Annotated in this window: 26 protein-coding genes and 1 riboswitch; of the genes, 17 read left to right on the top strand and 9 right to left on the bottom strand. The window is 70.6% G+C overall.

The annotated features are described in order from the left end of the window. Nucleotides 1-61 precede the first annotated feature (61 nt). Nucleotides 62-631: a type VII secretion system-associated protein gene (locus tag TU30_RS10820; RefSeq protein ID WP_042167840.1), complete on the top strand. Its 570-nt coding sequence runs from the start codon at nt 62-64 to the stop codon at nt 629-631. Nucleotides 632-816: 185 nt separating this feature from the next. Here the strand turns inward: TU30_RS10820 and TU30_RS10825 are convergent, their stop codons facing one another. The 5 genes from TU30_RS10825 to gcvT form a co-directional block, all read right to left on the bottom strand. Further along, the gene (locus TU30_RS10825) at nt 817-1,224 is read right to left on the bottom strand and encodes a cold-shock protein (RefSeq protein WP_042167841.1); all 408 of its coding nucleotides are present in this window, start codon (nt 1,222-1,224) and stop codon (nt 817-819) included. A gap of 91 nt (nt 1,225-1,315) precedes the next feature. Then, nucleotides 1,316-2,683 (bottom strand): L-serine ammonia-lyase, encoded by a 1,368-nt coding sequence (locus TU30_RS10830; RefSeq protein ID WP_042167843.1) that lies wholly within the window; start codon nt 2,681-2,683, stop codon nt 1,316-1,318. 171 nt (nt 2,684-2,854) lie between these two features. Beyond that, nucleotides 2,855-4,114, bottom strand: coding sequence for a serine hydroxymethyltransferase (glyA, locus tag TU30_RS10835; RefSeq protein WP_042167845.1), 1,260 nt, complete (start codon nt 4,112-4,114; stop codon nt 2,855-2,857). Nucleotides 4,115-4,129: 15 nt separating this feature from the next. Continuing rightward, nucleotides 4,130-4,507 (bottom strand): glycine cleavage system protein GcvH, encoded by a 378-nt coding sequence (gcvH, locus tag TU30_RS10840; protein WP_042167847.1) that lies wholly within the window; start codon nt 4,505-4,507, stop codon nt 4,130-4,132. 141 nt (nt 4,508-4,648) lie between these two features. After that, nucleotides 4,649-5,812, bottom strand: coding sequence for a glycine cleavage system aminomethyltransferase GcvT (gcvT, locus tag TU30_RS10845; protein WP_042167849.1), 1,164 nt, complete (start codon nt 5,810-5,812; stop codon nt 4,649-4,651). A gap of 159 nt (nt 5,813-5,971) precedes the next feature. Then, a riboswitch (glycine riboswitch) is annotated at nt 5,972-6,071 on the bottom strand. Between the two features lie 236 nt (nt 6,072-6,307). Between gcvT and TU30_RS10850 the strand changes: the two genes are divergently transcribed. The 11 genes from TU30_RS10850 (at nt 6,308) to TU30_RS10900 (ending at nt 18,863) form a co-directional block, all read left to right on the top strand. Beyond that, entirely contained in the window at nt 6,308-6,976 is a 669-nt protein-coding gene (locus TU30_RS10850) for an AAA family ATPase (RefSeq protein WP_042167852.1), read from the top strand. 112 nt (nt 6,977-7,088) lie between these two features. Further along, complete coding sequence (locus TU30_RS10855) at nt 7,089-7,895, top strand: enhanced serine sensitivity protein SseB (RefSeq protein WP_042167855.1); 807 nt, start codon at nt 7,089-7,091, stop codon at nt 7,893-7,895. A gap of 167 nt (nt 7,896-8,062) precedes the next feature. Then, on the top strand, nt 8,063-8,806 hold the full coding sequence (locus TU30_RS10860) for an enhanced serine sensitivity protein SseB C-terminal domain-containing protein (RefSeq protein ID WP_042168303.1): 744 nt from the start codon (nt 8,063-8,065) through the stop codon (nt 8,804-8,806). Between the two features lie 704 nt (nt 8,807-9,510). Further along, nucleotides 9,511-11,181, top strand: coding sequence for an ABC transporter substrate-binding protein (locus tag TU30_RS10865; RefSeq protein WP_042167857.1), 1,671 nt, complete (start codon nt 9,511-9,513; stop codon nt 11,179-11,181). Between the two features lie 105 nt (nt 11,182-11,286). Continuing rightward, the gene (locus TU30_RS10870; RefSeq protein ID WP_042167858.1) at nt 11,287-12,291 is read left to right on the top strand and encodes an ABC transporter permease; all 1,005 of its coding nucleotides are present in this window, start codon (nt 11,287-11,289) and stop codon (nt 12,289-12,291) included. A gap of 1 nt (nt 12,292) precedes the next feature. Continuing rightward, a complete protein-coding gene (locus TU30_RS10875; protein ID WP_042167859.1) occupies nt 12,293-13,252 on the top strand; it encodes an ABC transporter permease in 960 nt (319 codons plus the stop codon). Between the two features lie 6 nt (nt 13,253-13,258). Next, on the top strand, nt 13,259-14,260 hold the full coding sequence (locus TU30_RS10880; RefSeq protein WP_042167861.1) for an ABC transporter ATP-binding protein: 1,002 nt from the start codon (nt 13,259-13,261) through the stop codon (nt 14,258-14,260). Further along, nucleotides 14,257-15,510, top strand: a complete 1,254-nt coding sequence (locus TU30_RS10885) for an ABC transporter ATP-binding protein (RefSeq protein WP_042167863.1) — start codon at nt 14,257-14,259, stop codon at nt 15,508-15,510. Before TU30_RS10880 ends, TU30_RS10885 begins: the two co-directional genes overlap by 4 nt. A gap of 242 nt (nt 15,511-15,752) precedes the next feature. After that, entirely contained in the window at nt 15,753-16,412 is a 660-nt protein-coding gene (locus TU30_RS10890; RefSeq protein ID WP_042167866.1) for a trimeric intracellular cation channel family protein, read from the top strand. A gap of 69 nt (nt 16,413-16,481) precedes the next feature. Beyond that, the gene (locus tag TU30_RS10895; protein ID WP_042167868.1) at nt 16,482-17,342 is read left to right on the top strand and encodes a thioesterase family protein; all 861 of its coding nucleotides are present in this window, start codon (nt 16,482-16,484) and stop codon (nt 17,340-17,342) included. A gap of 351 nt (nt 17,343-17,693) precedes the next feature. After that, nucleotides 17,694-18,863 carry a cysteine desulfurase family protein gene (locus TU30_RS10900; protein WP_042167872.1) on the top strand — a complete coding sequence of 390 codons (1,170 nt, stop codon included), beginning with the start codon at nt 17,694-17,696 and terminating at the stop codon, nt 18,861-18,863. Between the two features lie 10 nt (nt 18,864-18,873). Here TU30_RS10900 and TU30_RS10905 read toward each other — a convergent pair whose 3' ends face one another. Beyond that, nucleotides 18,874-19,554: an N-acetylmuramoyl-L-alanine amidase gene (locus tag TU30_RS10905; RefSeq protein ID WP_042167875.1), complete on the bottom strand. Its 681-nt coding sequence runs from the start codon at nt 19,552-19,554 to the stop codon at nt 18,874-18,876. A 59-nt stretch (nt 19,555-19,613) separates the two neighbouring features. Between TU30_RS10905 and mnmA the strand changes: the two genes are divergently transcribed. From mnmA to TU30_RS37980, 4 genes are all read left to right on the top strand, one after another. After that, on the top strand, nt 19,614-20,744 hold the full coding sequence (gene mnmA, locus TU30_RS10910) for a tRNA 2-thiouridine(34) synthase MnmA (protein ID WP_042167876.1): 1,131 nt from the start codon (nt 19,614-19,616) through the stop codon (nt 20,742-20,744). 119 nt (nt 20,745-20,863) lie between these two features. Next, complete coding sequence (locus TU30_RS10915; protein ID WP_107068422.1) at nt 20,864-21,841, top strand: hypothetical protein; 978 nt, start codon at nt 20,864-20,866, stop codon at nt 21,839-21,841. A gap of 767 nt (nt 21,842-22,608) precedes the next feature. Next, nucleotides 22,609-23,076: a nuclear transport factor 2 family protein gene (locus tag TU30_RS10920; RefSeq protein ID WP_042167882.1), complete on the top strand. Its 468-nt coding sequence runs from the start codon at nt 22,609-22,611 to the stop codon at nt 23,074-23,076. 133 nt (nt 23,077-23,209) lie between these two features. Then, nucleotides 23,210-23,800, top strand: a complete 591-nt coding sequence (locus tag TU30_RS37980; RefSeq protein WP_078878223.1) for a TetR/AcrR family transcriptional regulator — start codon at nt 23,210-23,212, stop codon at nt 23,798-23,800. Between the two features lie 189 nt (nt 23,801-23,989). Here the strand turns inward: TU30_RS37980 and TU30_RS10930 are convergent, their stop codons facing one another. The 3 genes from TU30_RS10930 to TU30_RS10940 all read right to left on the bottom strand — a co-directional run bounded on the left by TU30_RS10930 (nt 23,990) and on the right by TU30_RS10940 (nt 25,446). Further along, nucleotides 23,990-24,211, bottom strand: a complete 222-nt coding sequence (locus tag TU30_RS10930; RefSeq protein ID WP_199816848.1) for a hypothetical protein — start codon at nt 24,209-24,211, stop codon at nt 23,990-23,992. Between the two features lie 180 nt (nt 24,212-24,391). Continuing rightward, nucleotides 24,392-24,589: a DUF397 domain-containing protein gene (locus TU30_RS10935; RefSeq protein WP_042167891.1), complete on the bottom strand. Its 198-nt coding sequence runs from the start codon at nt 24,587-24,589 to the stop codon at nt 24,392-24,394. An 8-nt stretch (nt 24,590-24,597) separates the two neighbouring features. Then, nucleotides 24,598-25,446, bottom strand: coding sequence for a helix-turn-helix transcriptional regulator (locus TU30_RS10940; protein WP_042167893.1), 849 nt, complete (start codon nt 25,444-25,446; stop codon nt 24,598-24,600). A 270-nt stretch (nt 25,447-25,716) separates the two neighbouring features. Here TU30_RS10940 and TU30_RS10945 point away from each other — a divergent pair, with 270 nt between their 5' ends. Further along, entirely contained in the window at nt 25,717-26,274 is a 558-nt protein-coding gene (locus TU30_RS10945; RefSeq protein ID WP_234307834.1) for an ATP-binding protein, read from the top strand. Nucleotides 26,275-26,327: the final 53 nt, after the last annotated feature.

The following is a 26,327-nucleotide window of genomic DNA, read 5'->3' on the forward strand; positions in this document are numbered from 1 at the left end:
GTCGGGAGAGCGCGTGCGGGTGAATGAGGCGAGTGAGCGAAGTGAGCGGAGCACGGCAGCGATGCCCACGCCTCCCGAGGACGTCGTCGAGGCCGCACGGCTCGCGCCGGAGCACTGGATCAGCATGATCGACCCCGGCTGGCCGGGCGAGGGAGTGCCGCCCGACTGGGCCGTGATCGGCCGTTGGCGCACGGGGGCCACCGGCGAGATCGAGGAGTGGGAGGACAACGAGGCCCACCGCCCCTCCCCGGAATCGCTCGGCTGGCCCGAGGCCACCGACGGCGTCGACGAGGCCCTCCAGCTCGCCGTCACCGGTTACGGACCGGCCGAGGACGTACTGCGCGCCCTGGCCACTGCCGAGGTGGCGGTGCTGACCCTGCCGGACGGAACACCGGTGACCGCCGCCGTGGAGGGCGGCAGGCTCGTGGTCCCGGTCCTCACCGCCGCGCCCCACCTCGACGCCGTGGGCGGCTTCGCCTTCGAACACGTCACCGCTTCGGACCTCCTGGACCGCCTGCCCCACGGCCACGCGCTGTACGTCAACCCGGCCGGCCCCGCGGGCACCGTACTGGAGCCCGGTCCGCTCGCGGAGACGATCGCGAGCAGGAGACGGACGGACGCCGCCGACTGACCGGACAGGACCGGAGGGGCCGGAGGGGCGGAGCCCGGTCCGGCCGGCACGGACCGAGCCCGACGCCGATGCCCGGCAGGGCCCGACGCACTCCCGTCCCGTGTCCGTCGGGCGCACCCGCCTCCTGCACGACGGCCTCCCGGACCCCGCCCGACCGCACCGGGGCCCGGTCTACCGCGCCCGTCTCACCCGTCGCACCAGCCGTGGGTCTTGCCGAACTGCAGCAGCCCGCGGCGCGCCTGGAGGATCTGTTCGCCGGTCAGCGTGGGCACGGCGGACAGCAGGACCTCCGTGACCTCCTGGAGGTACTCCTCGGCGGTGAGCACGTCGCACAGCGAGTCGTCGCCGTCCGGATGCCGGCCCACCCCGGCGGAGGACACCGGACCGGACCCCTGGGCCAGCCGCACGCCCGAGGCCTTCAGCCCCCGGTCGCCCTCCTCGATCTCGAACTCCACGGTGACCCCGGGACGCAGCTGATGCTCCGGAATCCGCACGTCGTTGACGTGGAGGAAAACGTCCTCCCCGCCGTGCTCCGGAGCGATGAACCCGTAACCCCGTACGGCGTCGAACCGCACCACACGACCGGCAACCATGTGTACCAACCCCCAACAGAACACCGGACCCCGTGTCCGGACCAGAACCTGACCAGCGAGGACAACATACGCCGTCCGCGGCGTCCCGTCCTCAGCACTCGATGATGTTCACCGCGAGCCCGCCCCGCGCCGTCTCCTTGTACTTGACCGACATGTCCGCACCGGTGTCCTTCATGGTCTTGATGACCTTGTCCAGGGACACCTTGTGCGACCCGTCGCCGCGCATCGCCATCCGTGCCGCGGTGACCGCCTTCACCGCGGCCATGCCGTTGCGTTCGATGCACGGGATCTGGACCAGGCCGCCGACCGGGTCGCAGGTCAGGCCGAGGTTGTGCTCCATGCCGATCTCGGCGGCGTTCTCCACCTGCTCCGGCGAGCCGCCCATCACCTCGGCCAGTGCCCCCGCCGCCATCGAGCAGGCGGAGCCGACCTCGCCCTGGCAGCCGACCTCGGCGCCGGAGATGGACGCGTTCTCCTTGAACAGCATGCCGATCGCACCGGCCGCCAGCAGGAAGCGGACCACGCCCTCCTCGTCGGCACCGGGGACGAAGTTGACGTAGTAGTGCAGGACGGCGGGGATGATGCCGGCCGCGCCGTTGGTCGGGGCGGTGACGACCCGGCCGCCGCCGGCGTTCTCCTCGTTCACGGCCATCGCGTAGAGCGTGATCCACTCCATGGCGAGGGCCTTCGGGTCGCCCTCCGCGCGCAGCTTGCGTGCCGTGTTCGCGGAACGCCGGCGCACCTTCAGGCCGCCCGGCAGGATGCCCTCGCGGGACATGCCGCGCGCCACGCACGCCTGCATCACCCGCCAGATCTCCAGCAGCCCCTCGCGGATCTCCTCCTCGGTCCGCCAGGCGCGCTCGTTCTCCAGCATCAGCGCGGAGATGGACAGGCCCGTCTCCCGGGTCAGGCGCAGCAGCTCGTCGCCCGTGCGGAACGGGTACTTCAGAACCGTGTCGTTGAGCTTGATGCGGTCCGCGCCCACCGCCTCCTCGTCGACGACGAAGCCGCCGCCCACCGAGTAGTACGTCTTCGCCAGCACCTCGGCACCGGAGACGTCGTACGCCCACAGGGTCATGCCGTTCGCGTGGTACGGGAGCGCCTTGCGGCGGTGCAGGACCAGGTCGTCGTCGAAGGAGAACGCGATCTCGTGGTCGTCGAGCAGGCGCAGGCGGCCCGATTCCCTGATCTTCGCCACCCGCTCGTCGGCCGTCTCCACGTCCACCGTGCGGGGCGAGGCGCCCTCCAGGCCGAGCAGCACCGCCTTGGGCGTGCCGTGCCCGTGGCCGGTCGCGCCGAGCGAGCCGTACAGCTCCGCGCGGACCGAGGCGACCGAGGCCAGCAGCTCCTCGTTGCGCAGCCGCCGCGCGAACATGCGGGCAGCCCGCATCGGGCCGACCGTGTGCGAGCTGGACGGCCCGATGCCGATCGAGAACAGGTCGAAGACCGAGAGGGCCACGGAAGGACTCCTAGGGGTTCGGCGGACGGCGCTGTCCGCCGGGCAGGGGGTGGACCGGAGGTGAGGTCGGAGGGGGGATGTCACGTGCGCGGTGCATGGTGCGGGGCACCGCGCTCACCGACCCAGTGTGCGCGATGCCCCGGACGTCCGTACGAACGAAAGCGTACGGAACTACTGCAGACCGGGATACAGCGGGTGCTTCTCGGCGAGTGCCGTGACCCGCGCCCGGAGCGCCTCGGTGTCGTGGGACGGCTTCAGCGCCTCGGCGATCACGTCCGCGACCTCCGCGAAGTCCTCGGCGCCGAAACCGCGGGTGGCCAGGGCGGGCGTGCCGATCCGCAGGCCCGAGGTGACCATGGGCGGCCGCGGGTCGTTCGGGACCGCGTTGCGGTTGACGGTGATGCCGACCTCGTGGAGCCGGTCCTCGGCCTGCTGCCCGTCCAGCTCGGAGTCGCGCAGGTCGACCAGGACCAGGTGCACGTCCGTACCGCCGGACAGCACGTCCACGCCCACCGCCCTGACGTCGTCCCCGACCAGGCGCTCGGCCAGGATGCGGGCGCCCTCCAGGGTGCGGCGCTGGCGGTCCCTGAACTCCTCGGACGCCGCGACCTTGAAGGCGACCGCCTTGGCCGCGACCACGTGCTCCAGCGGTCCGCCCTGCTGGCCGGGGAAGACCGCGGAGTTGATCTTCTTGGCCAGCTCGGCGGTGGAGAGGATCACGCCGCCGCGCGGGCCGCCGAGCGTCTTGTGCGTGGTCGTGGTGACGACGTGGGCGTGCGGGACCGGGTTCGGGTGCAGGCCCGCCGCGACCAGACCGGCGAAGTGCGCCATGTCGACCATCAGGTACGCGCCGACCTCGTCCGCGATCCGGCGGAACTCGGCGAAGTCCAGCTGCCGCGGGTACGCCGACCAGCCGGCGACGATCAGCTTCGGCCTGCTCTCCTTGGCCAGCCGCTCGACCTCGGCCATGTCGACCCGGCCGTCGTCACCGACGTGGTAGGCGACGACGTCGTAGAGCTTGCCGGAGAAGTTGATCTTCATGCCGTGGGTCAGGTGCCCGCCGTGCGCGAGGTTCAGGCCCATGATCGTGTCACCGGGCTTGAGCAGCGCGAACATCGCGGCGGCGTTGGCCTGCGCGCCCGAGTGCGGCTGCACGTTGGCGTGCTCGGCGCCGAACAGCTCCTTGACCCGGTCGATGGCGATCTGCTCGATCACGTCGACGTGCTCGCAGCCGCCGTAGTAGCGGCGGCCGGGGTAGCCCTCGGCGTACTTGTTGGTGAGGACCGTGCCCTGGGCCTCCATGACCGCGACCGGGGCGAAGTTCTCCGAGGCGATCATCTCGAGGGTGGACTGCTGGCGGTGCAGCTCGGCGTCGACCGCGGCGGCGACGTCGGGGTCGAGCTCGTGCAGCGGGGTGTTCAGAAGCGACATGCGGCTACGGCCTCCTCAGCCCTGGACGAAGGCGTCGTACTCGGCGGCGGAGAGCAGGTCGGCCGGCTCCTCGCCGGTCCGCACCCGGAACAGCCAGCCGCCCTCGAAGGGGGCCGAGTTCACCAGCGACGGGTCGTTCACCACGTCCTCGTTGATCTCGGTGACCTCGCCGGTGACCGGGCAGTACAGGTCGCTGACCGACTTGGTCGACTCCAGTTCGCCGCAGGTCTCGCCCGCGGTCACGGTGTCACCGACCTCGGGAAGCTGGACGAACACGACGTCGCCGAGCGCGTTGGCCGCGTGCTCGGTGATGCCGACCGTCGACACGCCGTCCTCGGCGGCCGACAGCCACTCGTGCTCCTTGCTGTAACGCAGCTGCTGGGGGTTGCTCATGGTCTGGATTCTCCTGTAAGCGGGGGATGTGCTTGATGAGTCGGAAACTACGCCGGCCTGCGCCGTCGCACGGCACCGCGCACCGCCGTACCCCGACGTGCGAAAGCCCGGAAGGCCGCGCCGGGGCCGTCTACGACGGTGTCACTTCTGCCGCTTGTAGAACGGCAGCGCCACGACCTCGTACGGCTCGTGGCTGCCGCGGACGTCCACGCCGACACCCTCCGTGCCCGGCGCCGCGTGCGCCACGTCGACGTACGCCATCGCGATCGGCCGGCCCAGCGTCGGGGAGGGCGCGCCGGAGGTGACCTCGCCGATCACCTCGCCGCCGGCGACCACCGCGTACCCGGCGCGCGGCACCCGGCGGCCCTCGGCGACCAGGCCGACCAGGGCGCGGGGCGGGGTCCGCTCGGCGCGGGCGGCGGCCTCGGCCAGGGCGGCGCGGCCCACGAAGTCGCCCTCCTTCTCGAACTTCACCACCCGCCCGAACCCGGCGTCGAACGGCGTCAGGGAGGTGCTCAGCTCGTTGCCGTACAGCGGCATGCCCGCCTCCAGGCGCAGCGTGTCCCGGCAGGACAGCCCGCACGGGACCAGTCCGGCGCCCTCGCCCGCCCCGGTCAGCGCCTGCCACAGCCCGACCGCGTGCTCCGGCTTCACGAACAGCTCGAAGCCGTCCTCGCCGGTGTAGCCGGTACGGGCGATCAGCGCGGGGACGCCCGCGACCGTGCCGGGCAGCCCGGCGTAGTACTTCAGGTTGTCGAGGTCGGCGTCGGTCAGGGACCGCAGGATGCCGGGGGACTCGGGGCCCTGCACCGCGAGCAGCGCGTACGCGTCGCGGTCGTCACGGACCTCGGCGTCGAAGCCGGCCGACCGCTCCACCAGCGCGTCCAGCACCACCTGGGCGTTGGAGGCGTTCGCGACCACCATGTAGTGAGGGGATCCGGCGTGAGGGGTCCCGGCGTGAGGGGATCCGGCCCCGGTGTCCTCGAGCCGGTAGACGATCAGGTCGTCCAGGATGCCGCCGTCCTCGCGGCAGATCATGGTGTAGCGGGCGCGGCCGGGCTTGACGGTCCCGATGTTGCCGACCAGCGCGTGGTCCAGGAGCTGCGTCGCCTGCGGGCCGGTGACGGTGATCTCGCCCATGTGGGAGAGGTCGAAGAGGCCGGCCCTCGTGCGCACGGCGTTGTGCTCGTCGCGTTCGGAGCCGTAGCGCAGGGGCATGTCCCAGCCGGCGAAATCGGTCATCGTGGCGCCGAGCGAACGGTGCAGGGCGTCCAGTGCGGTCCGGCGGGGTTCGGTACTGCTCATCGGTCGGTCTCCCAGGGCAGGACGGGCGAGGTCGTTCCTCCCCATCTGTCATCGGAACCTGAGAGGTTCGCCATGACCGTCCGCGCAGGGGACGACCACGGTTTGCACCTTGGGTGGGGCCGCCGGAAACACGCGCGGCGGCCCGCTTTTCAGATGTGCCTCGCCCACGCGGTAACGGTGCCTGAGAGATTCAAGGGAGGGACTTGCTCCTTCGGCGCCCCGGCGGCAACGGTGCCGGAGACTCTCCCGCGCGGATTCGAACGGCCGGTATGCAGTTGGCGCGCACATCATTGCACGCATCGCCGGGCCGCGGCAGGGGGACCCTTCTGAGAGGAAGCGCAGGGTGCCCGGGTGTTCACGGACGGCTGTGACAGGCCTGTACCGGGAAAGGGAAGGAATCCGGAAGCCCTCGGCGTTACCGTCTCTTTACACTCGGCGGGGAGACGGTCCGGTACCTGGTCACAGGACGGGGCCGCCCCCAGGGGAGGACTTACGGTGAACAAGGCCACGGCGTACGCCGCCACCACGGGCGTCACGCTGCCCGAGCAGCAGGCCCCCTCGGTCCGGGACGCCTGCGCCACCCTGCCCGCGCCGGTCGTCCGCGACCTGCGCGGGCAGGGTGGCCGCAGCCCGCACGCCCTGTTCTTCGGCCCCCGCGACCTCGTCGTGGTCACCGGACTGCCCGGCAGCGGCAAGTCCACCCTCATGCGGCGCGCGGCGCGCGGCACCCGCATCGACTCGCAGGACACCCGGGACCGCTGGGACCGCGGCATGCCGCGCCTCCTGCCGTACGCGGTGTACCGGCCCCTGGTCCGCCTCGCCCACTACGCCGGGCTGCGGCGCGCCCTGCGCACCGGCGGGGGTGTCGTCGTCCACGACTGCGGCACGCAGGCCTGGGTGCGCCGCTGGCTGGCCCGCGAGGCCCGCCGCCGGGGCGCGGTCCTGCATCTGCTGCTGCTCGACGTCACTCCGAAGCAGGCCCTGGACGGCCAGCGCGAGCGCGGCCGCGGGGTCTCCCGGTACGCCTTCCGGCGCCACCGCACCGCCGTCGGCCGGCTGCTGACGTCCGTGGCGCGCGGCGACCTGCCCGCGGGCTGCGGCTCGGCGGTCCTGGCCGACCGCGACGCGGCGGACGCGCTGCACCGCATCGAGTTCACGGACTGATCACGGGCCGGTGGCGTGCCGGGCCGGTGGCCGGTGGCCGGGCCGTACGCCGGGGCGCGGCAGCGGTTAGCCTTTCCAGCCACAGCAGTGGTTTCAGGCAGGCGGTAGGCAGATGGACTTCCCGGCGGGCTTCTCCGCGGACTTCCCGGCACGGACTCACCCCCACCCGCACGGCGGATGGCCCGGCAACGAGCTGGAGGAGGCGCTCTCCGCGTCCCTCGGCGTCCCCTCGGCCGACGGCCGGATCATCGAGGTGCTGGGCCGCAGTTACCTGTGGATACCGCTGCCCAACGGCGGCGGACCGGACAGCGGCCCGCTGGACCTGCCCACGACGGAGATCGACGGCCAGGCGTACGTACCGGTCTTCAGTTCCGAGGAACAGTTCCGTCAGGTCGTCGGCACCCACATGTCGTTCACCGTCGCGCCCGCGGTGGAGTTCGCGCGCGGTCTGCCGCCGCAGGCCGGGATCGCCGTGAACCCCGGGGGAGTGGTCGGCGTCCCGCTGCCGCCCCCCGCCGTCGCCGCCCTGTGCCGCGCCGGACGCGGCCCGCTGGACGGACCCGCGAGCGGCGGCCGGGTCAAGCTGTTCGAACCCGACTGGCAGGACGACCCGGTGGACTTCCTCGCCGCCGCCGCCGCGGAGTTCGAGGCCCTCGGCCTCGTCACCACCGCCCGCCGCTGCCTCGCCGAGATCGAGACGGCCGACCCGGTCCTGTTCGTCGGCGTCGAGCTGGCCCCCGCCGAACTGTCCCGGACGGAGGGCGACCTGCGGGCTGCGCCGATGGACGCGCTGGGCCGCGCGCTGGGCCGCGCGCCGGTGAGGTGGCCCGTCAACCTGGTCCTCCTGGACGTGGCCCAGGACCCGGTCGGCCAGTGGATGCGCGACCGCGTCCGCCCCTTCTACCAGTGGCAGCGCTGAGGGGCGCCGCAGCGTTGCCGGAGAGCTGTCGCGCACCGGCGGAGCTCCCCGGCGCCGTCAGGCGCTTAAGCTAGGTTCATTGGCTCGGGCGAGGGTGTTGTACGGGCGGTACGGAGGGGCGATACAAAGTGAGCGCTGGCACCGCGGCGGCCGGGCAGGTCGAGCACATGCTGCGCCAGGTGACACCCGGGCGTTACGACGCCTACGAGGCGTTGCTGCGCGCGCTCGCGACTCCCTCCTCCGGTCACGTCTGGATGCTGCTGTGGCACGGCCAGGCCGGCTCCCCGGACGCCCAGTACGGGAGCATGGAGGTCGACGGCTTCGGCTACGCGCCCTGCGTGACCTCCGCCCAGGAGCTGTCCGCCAGCGGCTGGAACCGGTCCTACGAGGTCGTCGACGGCCTCGAGGCGGCCCGCGCCCTCTACCCCGACCGCTACGGACTCTGGCTCAATCCGCACGCCCCCGGCGGCGGCCTCGGCATCCCCTGGCTCGATCTGCGCCGGCTCGCCACCGGGCTGGACCGTCAGCCCGCCGGACCCCTGCGGCTGTCCGAACCCGCCATCGAGATCCCGCAGTTCTACGCCCTGCTCGCGCAGAACGCGCACCGCACCCCCGCCGTCCGCTCGCTGCGCCGCGCCTGGGTGCAGCCGTCGCTCGGCGCTCCGTACCTCGCCGTCGGCCTGGACGTGTACGACACGTCGCCGCCGGCCGTGGACGCGGTGCGCGCGATGATGCGGCAGTCCCTCGACGCGGTCCCGGACGGGCTCCCGGTGTCGACCGTCGCGATGTCCGACGCGCACGACCCGGTCGCGATGTGGCTGCGTGCCAACGCCCGCCCGTTCTACGACCGCGAGGCGCACGGCGCCGCCGCGCCTCCCGCCGCGGGGTCCGGCTACCCGCCCGCGCGTTAGGGCCTGTCCGGCGGACCGCGCCTCGGAGGCCGGGGGCCGGGCACGCCCTACCCGAGCTCTTCGAGAAGGGGGCGCCCCAACGGCGCTGTCGTCGGTTGCCGACTTCCCCAAGCTCTCGGCTTCGCTCGATCGGGGAACCCTCATGGGCAGGGAGGGCCCTCATCGCGTCGGCGCCCTCCTCCGCCTTGCGGCTGAACGCACCGGCCCCCGCTCGGCCTGGTCGGAGAGATACCGCCAGTCACCTCCGGCCTGATCCGCCGGACAGGCCCCAGCGCTGACCGGGGCGTATGCGTGAGAGGCAGGTCCGGAAGGACCCGGCCGCACCCCCGGGATGACTCAGCGTGACGGTGTCCGCGGTATGGACACACCTGCCGGCGGGGAGCGCCCGCTTCGCCCCCGGCCGCTGATTTCACGTCAGATTTTCGGCCATGTGCACTCAGCTATGACCAGTCAACCGCCTGTCACCTGCGATTTCATCCGTTCTTCACGCCGTCCGGCGCTTTTCCCGGGACTCTTGACGGAGTGTCAGATGTGTCTGAACGGTTAATTCACGACAGGGGGACGCCCGAAGCATCCCTTATGTCAACTGTTCAGATCTCAGCTAGGTATCACCGCTATCCGGACTGTTCTCGACTCGCTGTGAACGTCTGTAGTGTTCGGCCGGTCAAGATGCATCCACATAGCGGACCCGGAGTGGCCCCAATATGCGCATACCCAAGTCCCGAGCCGCTCGGGCGATCACGGCCGCGGTGGCGGTCGGTCTGATCGCCACGGGCTGCTCCAGCGAACGGGACAGTGACAACGAGAGCGGCGGCGAGAAGGACACCTTCGTCTTCGCCGGTGCCGGTGACCCGGGCTCCCTCGATCCTGCCCTGGCCAGCGACGGTGAAACCTTCCGCGTGACGCGGCAGGCCTTCGAGGCGCTTCTGGAGCACGAGTCGGGCGGCAGCGAGCTCGTCGGCGGCCTCGCCGAGAAGTGGTCGAGCAACGACGAGGGCACCGTCTGGACCTTCAACCTCCGCAAGGGCGTCGAGTTCCACGACGGCGAGGCGTTCAACGCCGAGGCCGTCTGCGCCAACTACGACCACTGGTTCAACTGGACGGGCACCTACCAGTCCAGCGCGGTCTCGTACTACTGGCAGTCCATCATGGGCGGCTTCGCGAAGAACGAGGACAAGGAAACGCCCGAGGCGAACTACAAGTCCTGCACCGCGAAGGACGACAACACCGCCGTCATCGAGGTCAAGGAGCCCTCCGCCAACCTCCCCGGCGGCTTCTCCCTCCAGGCTCTGGCGATCCACTCGCCGAAGGCCCTCGAGGAGTACAAGAAGCAGGACGCCTCCGCCAAGGGCGACGCCATCACGTACCCCAAGTACAGCCAGGAGGCCGGCACGGTCGCCGGTACCGGCCCGTACAAGATCACGAAGTGGAACAAGGGCAACAAGGAAGTCTCCCTTGAGCGCTTCGACGGCTACTGGGGCGACAAGGCGAAGGTCAAGAACCTGGTCTTCCGCACCATCGACACCGAAGAGGGCCGCCGCCAGGCGCTCCAGGCCGGTGACGTCGACGGCTACGACCTCGTCGCGCCGGCGGACGTCAAGACCCTCGAGGACCAGGGCTACGTCGTCCCGACCCGTGGCGTCTTCAACCTCTTCTACGTGGGCATGAGCCAGGAGGCCAACCCCGCGCTCAAGAAGAAGGAGGTCCGCCAGGCCATCGCGCAGTCGATCGACCGGGAGAACCTGGTCAAGACCCAGCTGCCCGAGGGCGGCAAGGTCGCCGACCAGTTCATGCCCGACACGGTCGAGGGCTACTCCAAGGACGTCAAGCAGTACCCGTACGACACCGCCGAGGCGAAGAACCTCCTCAAGGAGGCCGGCGAGGAGAAGCTGAAGGTCGACTTCTGCTACCCGACCGAGGTCACCCGCCCGTACATGCCTGCCCCGCAGGACCTGTTCGAGCTGATGAAGGCCGACCTGGAGAAGTCCGGCATCACCGTCACGCCGAAGGCGATGAAGTGGGCCCCGGACTACCTGGACGCCACCGAGTCGGGCTCCTGCGACCTGCACATGCTCGGCTGGACCGGTGACTTCAACGACGGCTTCAACTTCATCGGCACCTGGTTCTCCGGGTACGACAAGCAGTGGGGCTTCAAGAACAAGAAGGTCTTCGACGCCGTGAACGAGGGCTCGACCCTCGGCAACCACGACGAGCGCGTGGCCGCGTACGAGAAGGCCAACGAGGCCATCATGGACTACCTGCCCGGTCTCCCGGTCTCGTCCTCCCCGCCGGCCATCGCCTTCGCCAAGAACGTGAACCCGCCGAACGTCTCCCCGCTGACGCAGGAAGTCTTCGCCGAGGCCTCGTTCAAGTAGACGAGCAGTAGTCGCCCAAGCACGAGGAGTCCGCCCGGCCGTCGCAACTCGGCGGCCGGGCGGGTCCGTTCATGTCACACATCACGCAAGAAAGGGGCATGCGGGGTGCTGCGTCTCGTCGTACGAAGACTGCTCCAGCTCATACCCACGCTGCTCGGCCTGTCGGTTCTGCTCTTCCTGTGGCTCGACCGGCTGCCCGGCGGACCCGCCTCAGCGATCCTGGGGGAAAAGGCCACCGAGGCCGAAGTGGCGCGGATCAACCGCGCGCTCGGACTGGACCAGCCCGTCTACGTCCAGTACTGGCGCTTCCTCAAGCGCATCGCCGAACTCGACCTGGGCACCAGCACCCAGACCGGACAGCCGGTGTGGGACGAGTTCGTCCTGCGCTTCCCTGCCACCGTGGAGCTGTCCCTCCTGGCGATCGTCATCGCCGTGGCCGTCGGCATCCCGCTCGGCTACTTCGCCGCCCGCAACCGCGGCGGCTGGCTCGACGTCACAGCGGTCTCCGGATCACTCGTCGGCATCTGCATCCCGGTCTTCTTCCTGGCCCTGATCCTCAAGCAGATCTTCGCCGTCGAGCTGGGCATCTTCCCCAGCTACGGACGCCTGGACACCGGCATCAACGCCACGAACGTCACCGGATTCGCCGTCCTGGACGGCGTCCTGACCGGGGAACTCGACGCGTCCTGGGACGCGATCATGCACCTGGTGCTGCCCTCCGTCGCCCTGGCCTCCATCCCGCTCGCCGTCATCGTGCGCATGACCCGCGCCAGCGTCCTCGAGGTCCAGGACGAGGACTACGTCCGCACCGCCGAGGCCAAGGGCCTCAAGCGGAGCGTCGTCCGCGGCCGCCACGTGCTGCGCAACGCGATGCTCCCCGTGGTGACCGCGGTCGGCCTGCTCACCGGCTCCCTGCTGTCCGGGGCGGTCCTGACCGAGTCCGTGTTCTCCTTCGGCGGCATCGGTTCCTTCATCCGCACCGCGATCGACGGCCGTGACTACCCCGTGCTCGTCGGGTTCATCATGTTCATCGCGCTGGTGTACGTCCTGATCAACCTGCTGGTGGACGTGGCGTACAGCCTCATCGACCCGAGAGTGCGGGTGCACTGACGTGAGCGTCGCCACCAAGACCGACAAGATCCAGCGCCTCGCGGAACTGACCGCGACCAAGGAGACCAGCTCCGGCGCCAGCCTGTGGCGGGAAGCCTTCCGCCGGCTCAAGCACAGCAAGATGGCGATCATCGGCGCCGTCGTCATCGCCCTGTTCGTCCTCGTCGCGGTCGTCGGGCCCTACCTCACCCCGTACTCCCCGACCGCCCAGGCCTGGAGAGGGGAGGTCTTCCCCAACCGGGGCGAGTTCGTCGGCCCCCGCGGCGACAACTGGTTCGGGCTCGACCACCTCGGCCGGGACATGTTCTCCCGCATGCTGGTCGGCGCCCGCCAGACGCTGCTCGTCGGCGTCGTCTCCACGTTCATCGGCCTGACCGTCGGCTTCCTGATCGGCGGCGTCTCCGGAGCCGCCGCCACCCTCGGCGGCGATGCCGGGAAGCGGATCGACTCCGTCATCATGCGCTTCATCGACATGATGCTGGCGCTGCCCTCGCTGCTGCTGGCCGTGTCCGTGGCCGCCGTCATGGGGCAGTCGCTCACCACGGTGATGATCGCCGTGGGTGTCGTCCAGATCCCGGTGTTCGCGCGGCTGCTGCGCGGCTCCATGCTGGCGCAGGGCGGCGCGGACTACGTGCTCGCGGCCAAGTCCCTGGGCGTGCGCAAGCGGCGCATCGTGGTCTCGCAGATCGTCCCCAACTCGCTCAGCCCGGTGATCGTGCAGGCCACGCTCTCCCTGGCCACCGCGATCATCGAGGCCGCCGCCCTGTCCTACCTGGGCCTGGGCAACCCCGACCCGGCCATCCCCGAGTGGGGTGTCATGCTCGCCCAGGCGCAGCGCTTCTTCGACAACGCGCCGATGATGGCGGTCTACCCCGCCGTCGGCATCATCATCACCGCCCTCGGCTTCACCCTCCTCGGCGAGGCCATGCGGGAAGCCCTCGACCCGAAGCTGAGGGGCTGAACCACCATGTCTCTGCTCACTGTCGACGAACTGACCGTCACCTTCGGCGGCCGCGGCCGCAAGGAGTCCCGGGCGGTCGACGGCGTCTCCTTCGCGGTCGACCAGGGCCAGGTCGTGGGCCTGGTCGGCGAGTCCGGCTGCGGAAAGTCCGTCACCTCCCTGGCTCTGATGGGCCTGTTGCCCCACAAGGGCGTCACGGTCGGCGGCCGCGCCGAATTCGACGGCACGGACCTGTTCACCATGAGCCCGTCCGCCCGTCGCGACCTGCGCGGCAGCAGGATGGCGATGATCTTCCAGGACCCGTTGTCCTCGCTCAACCCGGTCGTGCCGATCGGCGTGCAGGTCACCGAGATCCTGGAGCGCCACCGCGGGATGAAGGGGGAGGCCGCCCGCAAGGAGGCCGCCCACCTGCTGGACCGGGTCGGCATCCCCGACCCGGTCCGGCGGCTCAAGGAGTACCCGCACCAGCTCTCCGGCGGCATGCGGCAGCGCGCGCTGATCGCCATGGCGGTGGCCTGTGCCCCGAGCCTGCTCATCGCCGACGAGCCGACCACGGCCCTCGACGTGACGATCCAGGCCCAGATCCTGGAACTGCTCAAGGAACTCGTGGACCAGGAGGGCACCGCCCTGCTGATGATCACCCACGACCTCGGTGTGGTCGCCGGCCTCTGCGACGAGGTCAACGTGCTCTACGCGGGCAAGGCCGTGGAGTCCGCCGGGCGCCGCGAGCTGTTCGCCCACCCCACCCACCCCTACACGCACGGACTGCTGGGCTCCATCCCGCGCCTGGACGCCCCCCGGGGCGAGTCCCTCAAGCCCATCCGCGGCTCCATCAACGACCGCGTCGCCTGGGCCGACGGCTGTGCCTTCGCGCCGCGCTGCGACCGGTACGAGATGGGCTGCCTGACCGGCACCCCGCAGCTCGCCGAGGAGCGTGCCGCCGATCACCGGGTGCGGTGCGTCAACCCCGTACCCGACGACGCGAAGGCCGAGGAGGCCCCCGCATGAGCCTGCTCGAACTGGACGGCGTCAAGGTCCACTTCCCCATCAAGAAGGGCGTCCTGTTCGACCGTACGGTCGGACACGTCTACGCCGTGGACGGGGTGTCCCTGAAGGTCGAGGCCGGCGAGACCTACGGCCTGGTCGGCGAGTCCGGCTGCGGCAAGACCACCCTCGGGCGGTCGGTGCTGCGGCTGGTGGACATCACCGAGGGGTCGGTCGTCCTCGACGGCACCGACCTGGCGAAGCTGCCCGGCGAGGAGATGCGCCGCTTCCGGCGCCGGCTCCAGATGGTCTTCCAGGACCCGCTGGGTTCGCTCAACCCCCGGCAGAACATCGAGTCGATCCTGTCCGAGGGCATGGTCGCCCACGGCATCGGCAAGAACCAGGAGGAGCGCCGCGAGAAGATCAAGGCGATCCTGGAGCGGGTCGGCCTGCCCTCCAACGCGCTGGCCCGCTACCCGCACGAGTTCTCCGGCGGCCAGCGCCAGCGCATCGGCATCGCCCGCGCGCTGGTCCTCGAGCCGGATGTGATCATCTGTGACGAGCCGGTCTCCGCGCTCGACGTGTCGATCCAGGCCCAGGTCGTCAACCTGCTGGAGGAACTCCAGGAGGAACTCGGCCTGACCTACCTGGTGATCGCCCACGACCTCGCGGTCGTCCGGCACATCTCCGACGTGATCGGCGTGATGTACCTGGGCTCGCTGGTCGAGGAGGCACCGAGCGACACCCTCTACGCCGAGCCCAAGCACCCGTACACCAAGGCCCTGATGTCGGCCGTGCCGGTGCCGGACCCGGAGGTGGAGGACCGCCGCGAGCGCATCCTGCTCACCGGTGACCTGCCCTCCCCGGCCAACCCGCCCACCGGCTGCCGCTTCCACACCCGCTGCCCCTGGGCCCAGGCGGAGCGGTGCGCGACCGAGCGGCCGGAACTGCAGGACGTCGGCGGCGGTCACCGGGTGGCCTGCCACTACACCGCCGAGATCGCGTCGGGAGAGCTGACGCGGACCCGGCCGACGGGCATCGAGGCCGTCACGGAAACCGAGGACGTGCCGGCGGAGCGGGCCGAGGGCGAGGCGGAGGTTCCCGCCGCGCTCCTGCCGGCCGACTCGACGACCAAGCCGGACGCCGCGGTGGTCAAGGAGAAGGCGCCCGCAGCGGTCGAGGTCCCGGGCGACCCGACGGCCGATGCCGACGCGAAGGGCCATGACGTGGCGCGGCCGGACGTGTCCGCCAGGGGTTCGGCCGGGACCGACTGACGGACCGCCGTACTCCCGGATTCCCGGAGCGCCGGACGGAGCAAGACCTCCCGGCGCTCCGGGAACCCTCCGGGCCGCCGCCCGGTGTCCGCCCGGACCGGTTCGCACCGTCGCGGACAGCCCGGCGGCCGTCGGACGACTGGACGGCAGATCTGATCCCACCGGTCCACGGACAGCACGTTCGTCTCACCCCTCGCCTTGCTTTGCAAGGCGAGGGGTTCTTGCCGGGTAAGAATGTAGGGGTGCTTCAGCAACTCTTCAGCCCGTCCCTCCTGCACACGCTCGACCTGATCGGCATCTTCGTCTTCGCGATCTCGGGTGCCCTGCTGGCCGTGCGCAAGAACCTCGACGTCTTCGGCATCGCCGTACTCGCGGAGGTCACCGCGCTCGGCGGCGGTCTCTTCCGCGACGTGGTCATCGGCGCGGTGCCGCCCGCCGCCTTCACGGACCTGGGGTACTTCGTCACCCCGCTGTTCGCCGTGGTGCTGGTCTTCTTCCTCCACCCGCACGTGGAGCGCATCCAGAACGCCGTCAACTTCTTCGACGCCGCCGGGCTCGGCCTGTTCTGCGTCGTCGGCACCACCAAGGCGTACGACTACGGGCTCGGCCTGACCGCCTCCGCCTGCATGGGCCTCGCCACCGCGGTGGGCGGCGGCGTGCTGCGGGACGTGCTCGCCAACGAGGTGCCCTCGCTGCTGCGCTGGGACCGCGACCTGTACGCGGTACCGGCGATCGTCGGCGCCACCATGGTCGCGCTGTGCATCCGGTTCGACGCGCTGAACGCGTTCACCAGCACCGTGGCGGTGATCACGGCGTTCGTGCTGCGGCTGCTGGCGCTGCGGTACCACTGGCGGGCGCCCCGCGCCTGGCAGCGCCGCACGACGGTTCGCGAGGAGGAGTAGACGAGGGGAGCGGTGGAGGGACAAGGGGAAAAGCTACCGCTCAGTAGGTCGCTCTTGTACTGTTCATCCATGCCAGAAGCAGCCTCCGCCGCGGCCGTTCGGGCCACCATCGGCGACAGTGAGTTCGATCGCGACACCGCGGTCGTCCCCCGCGAACCGGGCGTCTACGACGCCGATCTCTCCGCCGGCTGGACGATCATCAGCGCCGTCAACGGCGGCTATCTGCTGGCCGTCCTGGGCCGCGCCCTCGCCCACGCCCTGCCGCATCCGGACCCGTTCACCCTCACCGCGCACTACCTGACCGCCTCCCAGCCGGGCCCGGCGGTCGTCCGTACCCAGACCGTCCGCACCGGACGCACCCTCTCGACCGGGCAGGCGTCCCTCTTCCAGACGGACGACCGGGGCCGTGAGGTCGAGCGCATCCGCCTCCTGGCCTCCTACGGCGACCTGGACGCCCTGCCCGACGACGTCCGTACGTCGGCCGAGCCGCCCGTGATACCGCCCATGGACCAGTGCTTCGGTGCCGAGGACGGCCCGGCCCCCGTCGACGGCAGCTCCGCCATCATGGACCGTCTGCTGCTCAAACTGGACCCGTCGACCCTCGGCTGGGCTCTCGGAAAGCCCTCCGGCAAGGGGGAGACGCGTGCCTGGTTCGGGCTCGCCGACGGCCGGGACCACGACCCGCTCTCCCTGCTGCTCGCGGTGGACGCGCTGCCTCCCACCGCCTTCGACCTCGGGCTCAAGGGCTGGGTCCCCACGGTCGAGCTGACGGTGCACGTCCGCTCCCGCCCGGCGCCCGGCCCGCTGCGGGTGTCGATCACCACCCGCAACCTCGCCGGCGGCTTCCTCGAGGAGGACGCCGAGGTCTGGGACAGCACCGGCCGTCTGGCGGCCCAGTCCCGTCAGCTCGCCCGGGTACGCCTGGGCTGAGCTGCCCGACCCCCCACACCCCACCTCCGGGGTCGCCCACCGGACCGCTGTCCAGGGCGCCGACGGCATGGCGGTCGCGTCCTTCGTCCTGGGGGTGCTGGGCCTGCTCGTCCTCGACGTCGTTCCCGGGGCGGGGCCCGCCATCGTGCCGGCGGGCCTCGCCCCGGCGGCGGGGCACGACCCGGCGCGCACGCGCCTGCCTGGGCCTCGGCCTGGGCATCGCCGACCCGCTGGTCCTGCCTGCGTCGACGCAGACGGACGACACGATCTCCCGGAGCTTCTGGGCGGGCGCGGTACTCGGCCGACCGCGCCCCAGGGCCACCGGACACGGCCCGTAGAATCGGCCCCACCATGGCTTACCTCGACCACGCCGCGACCACCCCGATGCTTCCCGAGGCGGTCGAGACACTCACCGCGCACCTCGGCGTCACCGGTAACGCCTCCTCTCTCCACGCGGCCGGCCGGCGTGCCCGCCGGAGTGTCGAGGAGGCCCGTGAAGCCCTTGCCGACGCCCTCGGCGCACGCCCCAGCGAGGTGGTCTTCACCTCGGGCGGCACCGAGGCCGACAACCTCGCCGTGAAGGGGCTGTACTGGGCCCGCCGCGACGCCGAGCCGGCCCGCACCCGGGTCCTCGCCAGCCCCGTCGAGCACCATGCCGTCCTGGACGCCGTCCACTGGCTCGGCGAGCACGAGGGCGCCACCGTCGAGTACCTGCCGGTCGACTCGCACGGCAGGGTCCACCCGGACGCCCTGCGCGAGGCGATCGCCAGGAACCCCGACGACGTGGCCCTGGCCACCGTGATGTGGGCCAACAACGAGATCGGGACGGTTCTGCCGGTCCGTGAACTGGCCGAGGCCGCCGCCGAGTCCGGTGTCCCGCTGCACTCCGACGCCGTCCAGGCCTTCGGCCAGGTGCCGGTGGACTTCGCCTCGTCGGGGCTCGCCGCGATGACCGTCTCGGGCCACAAGATCGGCGGCCCGTACGGCATCGGAGCGCTGGTCCTGGGCCGCGAGTACACCCCCGTACCCGTGCTGCACGGCGGCGGTCAGGAGCGGCACGTGCGCTCCGGCACGCTCGACGTGCCCGCGGTCGCCTCCTTCGCCGTCGCCGGCCGGCTCGCCGCCCAGCGGCGGGAGTGGTTCGCCCGGGAGATCGGCGCGCTCCGCGACGCACTGGTCGCCGCGGTCCGTGAGGCCGTCCCGGACGCCGTCCTCGGCGGCGACCCCGCGCCCGGGGGACGGCTTCCGGCCAACGCCCACTTCGCGTTCCCCGGCTGCGAGGGCGACTCCCTGCTGCTCCTGCTCGACGCCCAGGGCATCGAGTGCTCCACCGGTTCCGCCTGCACCGCCGGTGTCGCCCAGCCCAGCCACGTCCTCCTGGCCACCGGCACCGATCCGGACCTGGCCCGCGGCACCCTCCGCTTCTCCCTCGGCCACACCTCCACCCGCGCCGACGTCGAGGCCCTGGCGAAGGCCATCGGCCCGGCGGTGGAACGTGCCCGCCGGGCAGGCCTGACCTGAACGCCGGCTCTCAGGCCCGTGCCGTGAGCGCCCGGCGGACCAGTTTCATGTAGCGCTCCCAGTCCCAGTGCGGGCCCGGGTCGGTGTGGTCGGTGCCCGGTACCTCGATGTGGCCGATGATGTGCTCCCGGTCGACCGGGATGTCGTAGCGGGCGCAGATCCGGGCCGTGAGCCGGGCCGAGGCCTCGTACATCTCGTCCGTGAGGTCCTGCGGCCGGTCCACGAACCCCTCGTGCTCGATGCCGACACTGCGCTCGTTGTAGTCGCGGTTTCCCGCGTGGTAGGCCACGTCCAGCTCGCGGATCATCTGCGTGACGCGTCCGTCCTGGCCGACGATGTAGTGCGTCGCCGCCTGGTGCCCGGGGTCCTGGAAGGCCCGCACCGCGCTGTCGAAACTGCCCTGGGTGACATGCACGATCACCATGTCTATGCCGAAGTCGTCGGGCCGGTCCGCGCGCCGCCAGTTGGCGTCCGAGGCCGCCACCCAGCGCGCGCCCGCGAAGTCGACGACACCGTCCTCACGGGGCTTCTCGACCCCGGGCACCCTCCACCACAGGCGGCCCAGTTCGTCCCGTGCCAGCACGGCCGTACCCGCGGCGGCGGTCACACCGCCGACGATCAGGGCCCGCCGGCCGATGCGACGGTCCCCGTCCCTGGTGACCCGGTCCCTGGAAGCTCTTCTCTCCCCCATGCGGTCTACAACGGATACCCGGTGGTTCCGGTTCCCGTGCCCCGTACCCTGGAGACGTTATGACTGAGACTCCGCAGCCCTCCCGTCCCCTTCGTGTCCTGGCCGCCATGTCCGGCGGCGTCGACTCCGCCGTGGCCGCGGCCCGTGCCGCCGAAGCGGGACACGACGTGACCGGCGTCCACCTCGCGCTCTCCGCGAACCCGCAGTCCTTCCGCACGGGCGCGCGGGGCTGCTGCACCGTCGAGGACTCGCGCGACGCCCGCCGCGCCGCCGACGTCATCGGCATCCCGTTCTACGTGTGGGACCTCGCCGACCGCTTCCGCGAGGACGTGGTGGAGAACTTCGTCGCCGAGTACGAGGCCGGCCGCACCCCCAACCCGTGCCTGCGCTGCAACGAGAAGATCAAGTTCGCCGCGCTGCTGGACAAGGCCCTCGCCCTCGGCTTCGACGCCGTGGCCACCGGCCACTACGCGCGCGTGGTGACCCTGCCCGACGGCACGCGCGAGCTGCACCGCGCCTCCGACATGGCCAAGGACCAGTCGTACGTCCTCGGGGTGCTGGACGACCGGCAGCTCGCCCACGCGATGTTCCCGCTGGGCGACACGGTGACCACCAAGGACGAGATCCGCGCGGAGGCCGGGCGCAGGGGGCTGGCGGTGGCCAGGAAGCCCGACTCGCACGACATCTGCTTCATCGCCGACGGCGACACCCAGGGCTTCCTCGCGAACCGGCTGGGCCGGGCCGAGGGCGACATCGTCGACGAGTCCGGCACCAGGATCGGCACGCACGAGGGCGCCCACGGCTTCACCATCGGCCAGCGCAAGGGCCTGCGGATCGGCACCCCCGCCCCCGACGGCAAGCCCCGCTACGTCCTGGACATCTCCCCGGTGACCAACACGGTCACCGTCGGCCCCGCGGACTCCCTCGACGTCGGCGCGCTCACCGCGGTCGAGCCCCGCTGGTGCGGCACCGCCCCGGCCGGCCCCGGCACCTACACCGCCCAGCTCCGCGCCCACGGCGGCGAGACCGAGGTGACGGCGGAGCTGGTCGGTGACACGCTGCACGCGTCGTTCGCGGAGCCCGTGCGCGGGGTGGCTCCCGGGCAGGCGATCGTGCTGTACGACGGCACCCGGGTGGTCGGCTCCGCCACCATCGCCACCACGGTTCGCCGGGAAGCCGCCACCGCCTGATCATCGAGGGCTCGCAGGAGCCGGCACGGTCCGACCACCCGGCACAGGCTGGCCGTCGCGGAAGGTCCGCGCGGGGTGAGCCGGCGGCGGGACCTCCCCGCCCCTCCGGGAGGTGGACGGTGCTTCTGCGCTTTCGAGTGGCGAATCACCGCTCGATCCGGGACGAGGCCGAGCTGACACTTGTCGCCGCGGGCGGTGCTGACAGTTCCGACAGCGTCGCGCGGGACAGCGGGATCGCTCAGGACGGTGGCCGGAAGCTGATGGACCTGCGCAGCGGGCTCCTCGACGGGTTCACCTCCGCCGTCGGCGGCGCCGGGGTCCTCGACGAGTTCACGACCGCCGGCGTCATCGCCGCCTGGTGGACGGAGAACCGCTACGACATGAAGGCCCTCGCGGCGGGCGGCTTCGAGCGGGTCCTGGAAGGCTTCCTCGACTCCGTCGAGGAAGTACGGCGCGGTGATCTCCCTCTGTCCCGGGCCAACGGGGTCAAGGCACTCGTGGGTGTCGCCTGCACGGTGAATCCGGTCCGTCCGAGACGGCTTCTGCCGGACTTGCTCTTCCGGTTGGTTGCTGATCCTGCCCTGCTGGACCCCGGATTCTTGGGAACTGTGCTGCCCTCAGCTGCTGTGCGGCGGCAGGTGGAGGCGGCCATGCGCGGGACCAGCGGCCAGTACAAAGTGTCGCAGGCCGACGTCCGAGCCCTGAACGCGCGGTACCGGGTTCGCGCCGGAGGCCTTCTCATGACGCGTGCCAACACTGAGGAACTCGTCGGACTTGCCTGCGTGGTTCGGGAGCACACCGAACGTCTGATGTCGAGCGACAAGACGTTGCGACTCGTGCCCGACACGGGCGTGGCCGAAGCGGAGTTCATCGAAGTCGTGCTGCTCAGCCCCTCGGTACGCAGTCAGGTGCGGTCGCGAGCCACCGGTACGAGTGCCGGCATGAAGAATATGGGCCAGAGCGCGGTGCGGCAGCTGATGGTCCCGGACGTTCCGAAGGACATGCAGCGGAAGGGGGTCGCTGCGGTTTCTGCCAGCCGGAAGCCCCGTCGTCGTACTCGTAGATGCTGGCGAGACGGCGCAGGCGTTCTTCGCTGATGCCGAAGCGGCCGGCCTCGACGTTCGAGATGACCGTGCGGTCCGTGCCGAGCAGTCCGGCGGCTGCCGGTGGACATACCTGCCGCCTCGCGGAGCCGTCGCGGCTCGGTGCCGAACCTGCGTCGAAGGATGGTCGGGGTCTGCCGAGGTGACACGAAGCCTCTCCTTGTTCTCGCGCACAGTGTGCCGAGTCGATAACTCGCGGTCTGCTGGTAGGACTTCGTCAGATGGCCCCGACCTGCGGCAACGCGACGCGTCGGCCAGTGGGACGGTCGTCCGGACGAGCTGGTTCTCCCAGGTCACGGCGTTGCGTCGCGAACCGTCGAAGCCCCGCGCCGCCCGCCGGGCCCGCAGACTCTGCTGCTCAATTCGACGGATGGTCACGCACCGCATCCGAGAGGGGCAGGCCGAGGCCGGACCGCCTTCTCGTGAGGTCCGTTCCATGAGTCCCGTCGACGGGCCGGCGCCACTCTCCGTAATTGCGCACCAGAGTCCCCGCAGCTGGCAAAGTCCTACCAGGTCCGAGTCGTGATCGACGCCCATGGGATGGGCCGCGAGAGCAGTACGCCCGAGGTCGTGCGCGGACGTGTGGTGACTTCACGGGACGCAGCCGTCATCCAAACGGTGCCGCTCCTGCGCTGCACCTCCCACACCCGAGTCGGACTACCGACGTCTGTCCTGGCTGGGCCGTGACGGCCCTCGCCCTTGCTCCTCGGAGGTCCCCCTGTTATATTTGTTATTGTTCAATCACTAACAAAGGAGTATTCATGAGCGCCAACCCGACCCGCGAGCTCACCCCCGCACAGCACGCCCTGGCAGAGCACCTTCGGCTGGTGTCGTCCGGCCGGATCGACGAGTGGATCGAGCTGTACGCCGCGGACGGCACGGTCGAGTTCCCCTTCGCCCCCGCCGGTGTGCCCACCCAGGTGCAGGGACGCGAGGCGCTGATCGCCCACATGCGCGGCTTCCCGCAGACCTTCGACGTGAAGTTCGTCGACGTGAAGTTCATCGAAACGGCCAACCCCCGGACCGCGGTCGCCGAATACCGCTCGGAGGGAATCGCCCTCAGCACCGGCAAGCCGTACGAGCAGACAGTCATCACGGTGATCCGCCTCGACGAGGCGGGCCTGGTCGAGCAGTTCGTCGACTACTGGAATCCTCTCGTGGTCATCGAGGCCATGACCCCCGACGAGGCGGCCAGCGGCCAGGACGTGTCGTGGCCCTCGGAGCGTTGATCCTGGTTCAGCGGGGTGGGACGGGTCACCCACCCGTCTTGCCCCGTCGCACCCTGTCCCACTCCGCAGTGAGAGACTGGGCGACATGCCCGCCCCTGGCTCCAGAGTGAAGAGCGATCAACGCCGTCGAGTCGTGCTGGACGCTGCCGTGGCCTGCTTTGCGCGCAAGGGTTACTACGGCACGACCACTGGTGAGATCGCCGAACGGGCCGAAATCTCTCAGCCCTACGTCTACCGCCTGTTCGCCAGCAAGGAGGCGTTGTTCGCCGGCGCCATCCTCCACGTGTCCGAGCTGATCTCGGATGCTCTGACCGGCGCCGAAGCCGGCGCCGAAGCCGGCGCCGAAGCCGGCGCCGAAGCCGGCGCCGATGAGGCCGGGCCGCACCGGCAGCCGGAGGCGGTGATGCGTGCGATCCGGTCCGCCTACAGCACCCTGATCGAGGACCGGGACGTCATGCGGTTCCTCATGCAGGCCAGTTGCGCAGCCGATGAGCCGCTCGTGGCTGAGGCGTTGTGCACGTGCTATGCCAGGCAGGTCGAACTCGTCAGTGAGCTCCTGAACCACGACGACGCTGCGGTCCGGCACTGGTTCGGCGCCGGTATGCTCGAAAACGTCACGCTGATCCTCGGCCTGGCCGACGTCGACGAGCCCTGGGCGCGGACCCTCAGCGGACAGCGGTCTCGTTCGGACAGCGGTAGCTTCGCCCACCGGGAGTCGCCGTAGCTTCCGCCGAAAAACAGGCGACTATGTAGGCGGCCGGCCAAGCCGTCCCACTTCCTTGGAACTGGGACGCCGTCCGACGGTGTCGACGTCGATCGACACTGCCCAGGTCAGGACCGTCCCAGGAGTTGTGCCACAAGTGCGTCCCGGATTTAGTACCAATGCCGTGTAGATAGGCGGCTGGGCTGCATGTCAAGGTCCTGGCGCGGTCAGGATGTCGATGCTGATGGTGGCCTTGTAGGTGGTCCGGTCGATTGTGCCTTTGGCGTTGTACTTGGAGATCGCGCGTTTGACGACGCGGGGCCGGGTGCGGATGCGTCGGTCGGGCATGAGGTCGGTCAGGACGCGGCGGCCGATGGTCCCGACGAGGTCGACGACCGTGTCGGCGGCATCGATCCGTGCTACATGGTGCATGCCATGCGGGTACTGACGCCGACGATCTTGAGTTTGGTCGAGGAGACCGGCCATGGCACGGGGCGCCTGGACACGAACCGACTCAGCGCGCTGGACATCGGAGTCCCGCCGCTGTCCGAACAGCGCGACATCAGATCGTCAAGCTCCGCACGATCCAGCAGGGCGTGGTCGAAGACCTGCTCAGTGGCCGGTCCCGAGCGAACCGGACCTGAGGCTTCCTATCAGCGCACCGAATGACGCCCGGCCCGTGACGAACGCGGTCGCCGGGCGTTTGCTGTCCCGCACGGCGATCCCGTCCCGTGACGTGGCGATCTCGACGCACGCGTTTCCGGCCGCCTCGGAGTAGGAGGACTTGGTCCATCTCAGTTCGGGCAGCATGGCACCTTCTAGAGTTCTCCGACGATTTCGAGGATCCGGTCCCTCGACTCCTTCGGATTCAACGCCACCTGTTCGACCAAGTCCAGTCGCCGTCGGGAGTTGGCCAGTTGGGTGGGGCTGTCGAAGAACACCGCGCCGGTGGGGGAGTCCACCTCGACGGTGTCGAGGTGGGAGTCGGAGGCCGACACGTACATCATGGTGTCCCCGGCCATCGGAAACCCCTCTGTGGCCAGCGGGATGACGAGCAGCGTTACGTTGGGGCGCTCGCTTTCGGCCAGAAGCCAGTTGAGCTGGGCTTTGGCTGTCTGGCGTCCGCCGATCCGGAACCGGAGCGCGGCTTCATGGATCAGTCCCGTGTAGGGGACGGCCCTTTCCTCGACCACACGGTGGCGTGACAGGCGGTGTGCTACGCGCAGTTCCACCTCCAGGCGTGGCAGTGCGGGAACGTACAAGTCGAACAGCGCACGCGCGTGCTCCTCGGTCTGAAACACGCCAGGGATGTGCGCCATCTGGAGTGTGCGCAGGCTGGAGGCATGGTGCTCCAGTTCGGACACGTCGAGAAAGTCTGGCGGGATCTTGCCGCGGTACTCGTCCCACCAGCCACGTGTACGCCCGCCGGTCATGGCGGCGAGGGCGTCGACGAGACTGGAGTTGTCGCATTCGTAGATGCTGGCCAGGCGGCGGAGTCGAGGCTCGCTGATGCCGAATCGCCCTGCCTCCACGTTGGAGATGGTGGTCCGGTCTGTACCAAGCAGTTCGGCCGCTCGCGGGGCGGACATTCCTGCGGCCTCGCGTAGCCGGCGCAGTTCTCGACCGAACCGGCGCTGCCGGACGGACGGCGTCGGTCGTGGTGCCATCTGGCCTCCCTGAGTTCGCGGTCAGTGTGCCGACGGAGGTGTAGCCCGTCTATCGATTCCAGCAATTCAACTCGTTGGAGTGGTAATGGTCTCACCCGTTGTACTTTCGGCGCCACTCTTGGTGAACTGCTATCAGCTGAGCCGCCGCTCAGCGGAAGCGCACCGGCCCCCTGTCCTCCGGAAGGCAGGACCCCGGCATTGCCACCGCCGTACGGCAGTTCGCGACCGGCGCCCCAAAGAACCCGTTCCGCACCACGGAGGCAGACCCTCGTGAGCAGCAACGAACAGAGCACTGAACCGAGCAACGAATTGACCCGCCCCGTCAGTTACGGCGTCAACCACGACGTCGGCTACGGCGACCACCCCGCCCCGATCCCGTTCACCGCCCCCTGGGTGTACGAGATCCACTTCCCCTGCGACCCACGCGGCCCCCGGATCGTCCGGGGCACCCTCCGTGCCGTGCTCCACGCGCACGGGATCGGTGAACTCGCCGACCGGGCCGAGCTGTTGACCTGCGAGCTCGCCACCAACTCGGTGCGGCACACCAAGGGCCCGGTCATCGTCCGGATGCAGTGGCTGTGCCCCGCGCTGCGCGTGAGCGTGTGGGACGCGAGTCCGGATCTGCCTCCGTTCGCGCCGGGCGCGGCGATGCCCGATCCCGCCGCTCCCTCCGGACGCGGGCTGCCGATCATCGAGAGTCTCGCCGACCGGTGGGGCGGCTGCGGGTCCGTCGACGGGCCGAACGGCGGGCCGGGCGGCAAGACCATCTGGTTCGAACTCGCCCTCGGGGATGATTTCCGGCCACCCTCACCCGTGCTCGCGGCCTGATCCGCGCGCACCCCGCGCCACGCCTCCCGGCCGCCGATAGAGTTTCGATCTCC

Origin of the sequence: Streptomyces sp. NBRC 110035, from assembly GCF_000829695.1 — a bacterium.
GTDB lineage: Bacteria > Actinomycetota > Actinomycetes > Streptomycetales > Streptomycetaceae > Streptomyces.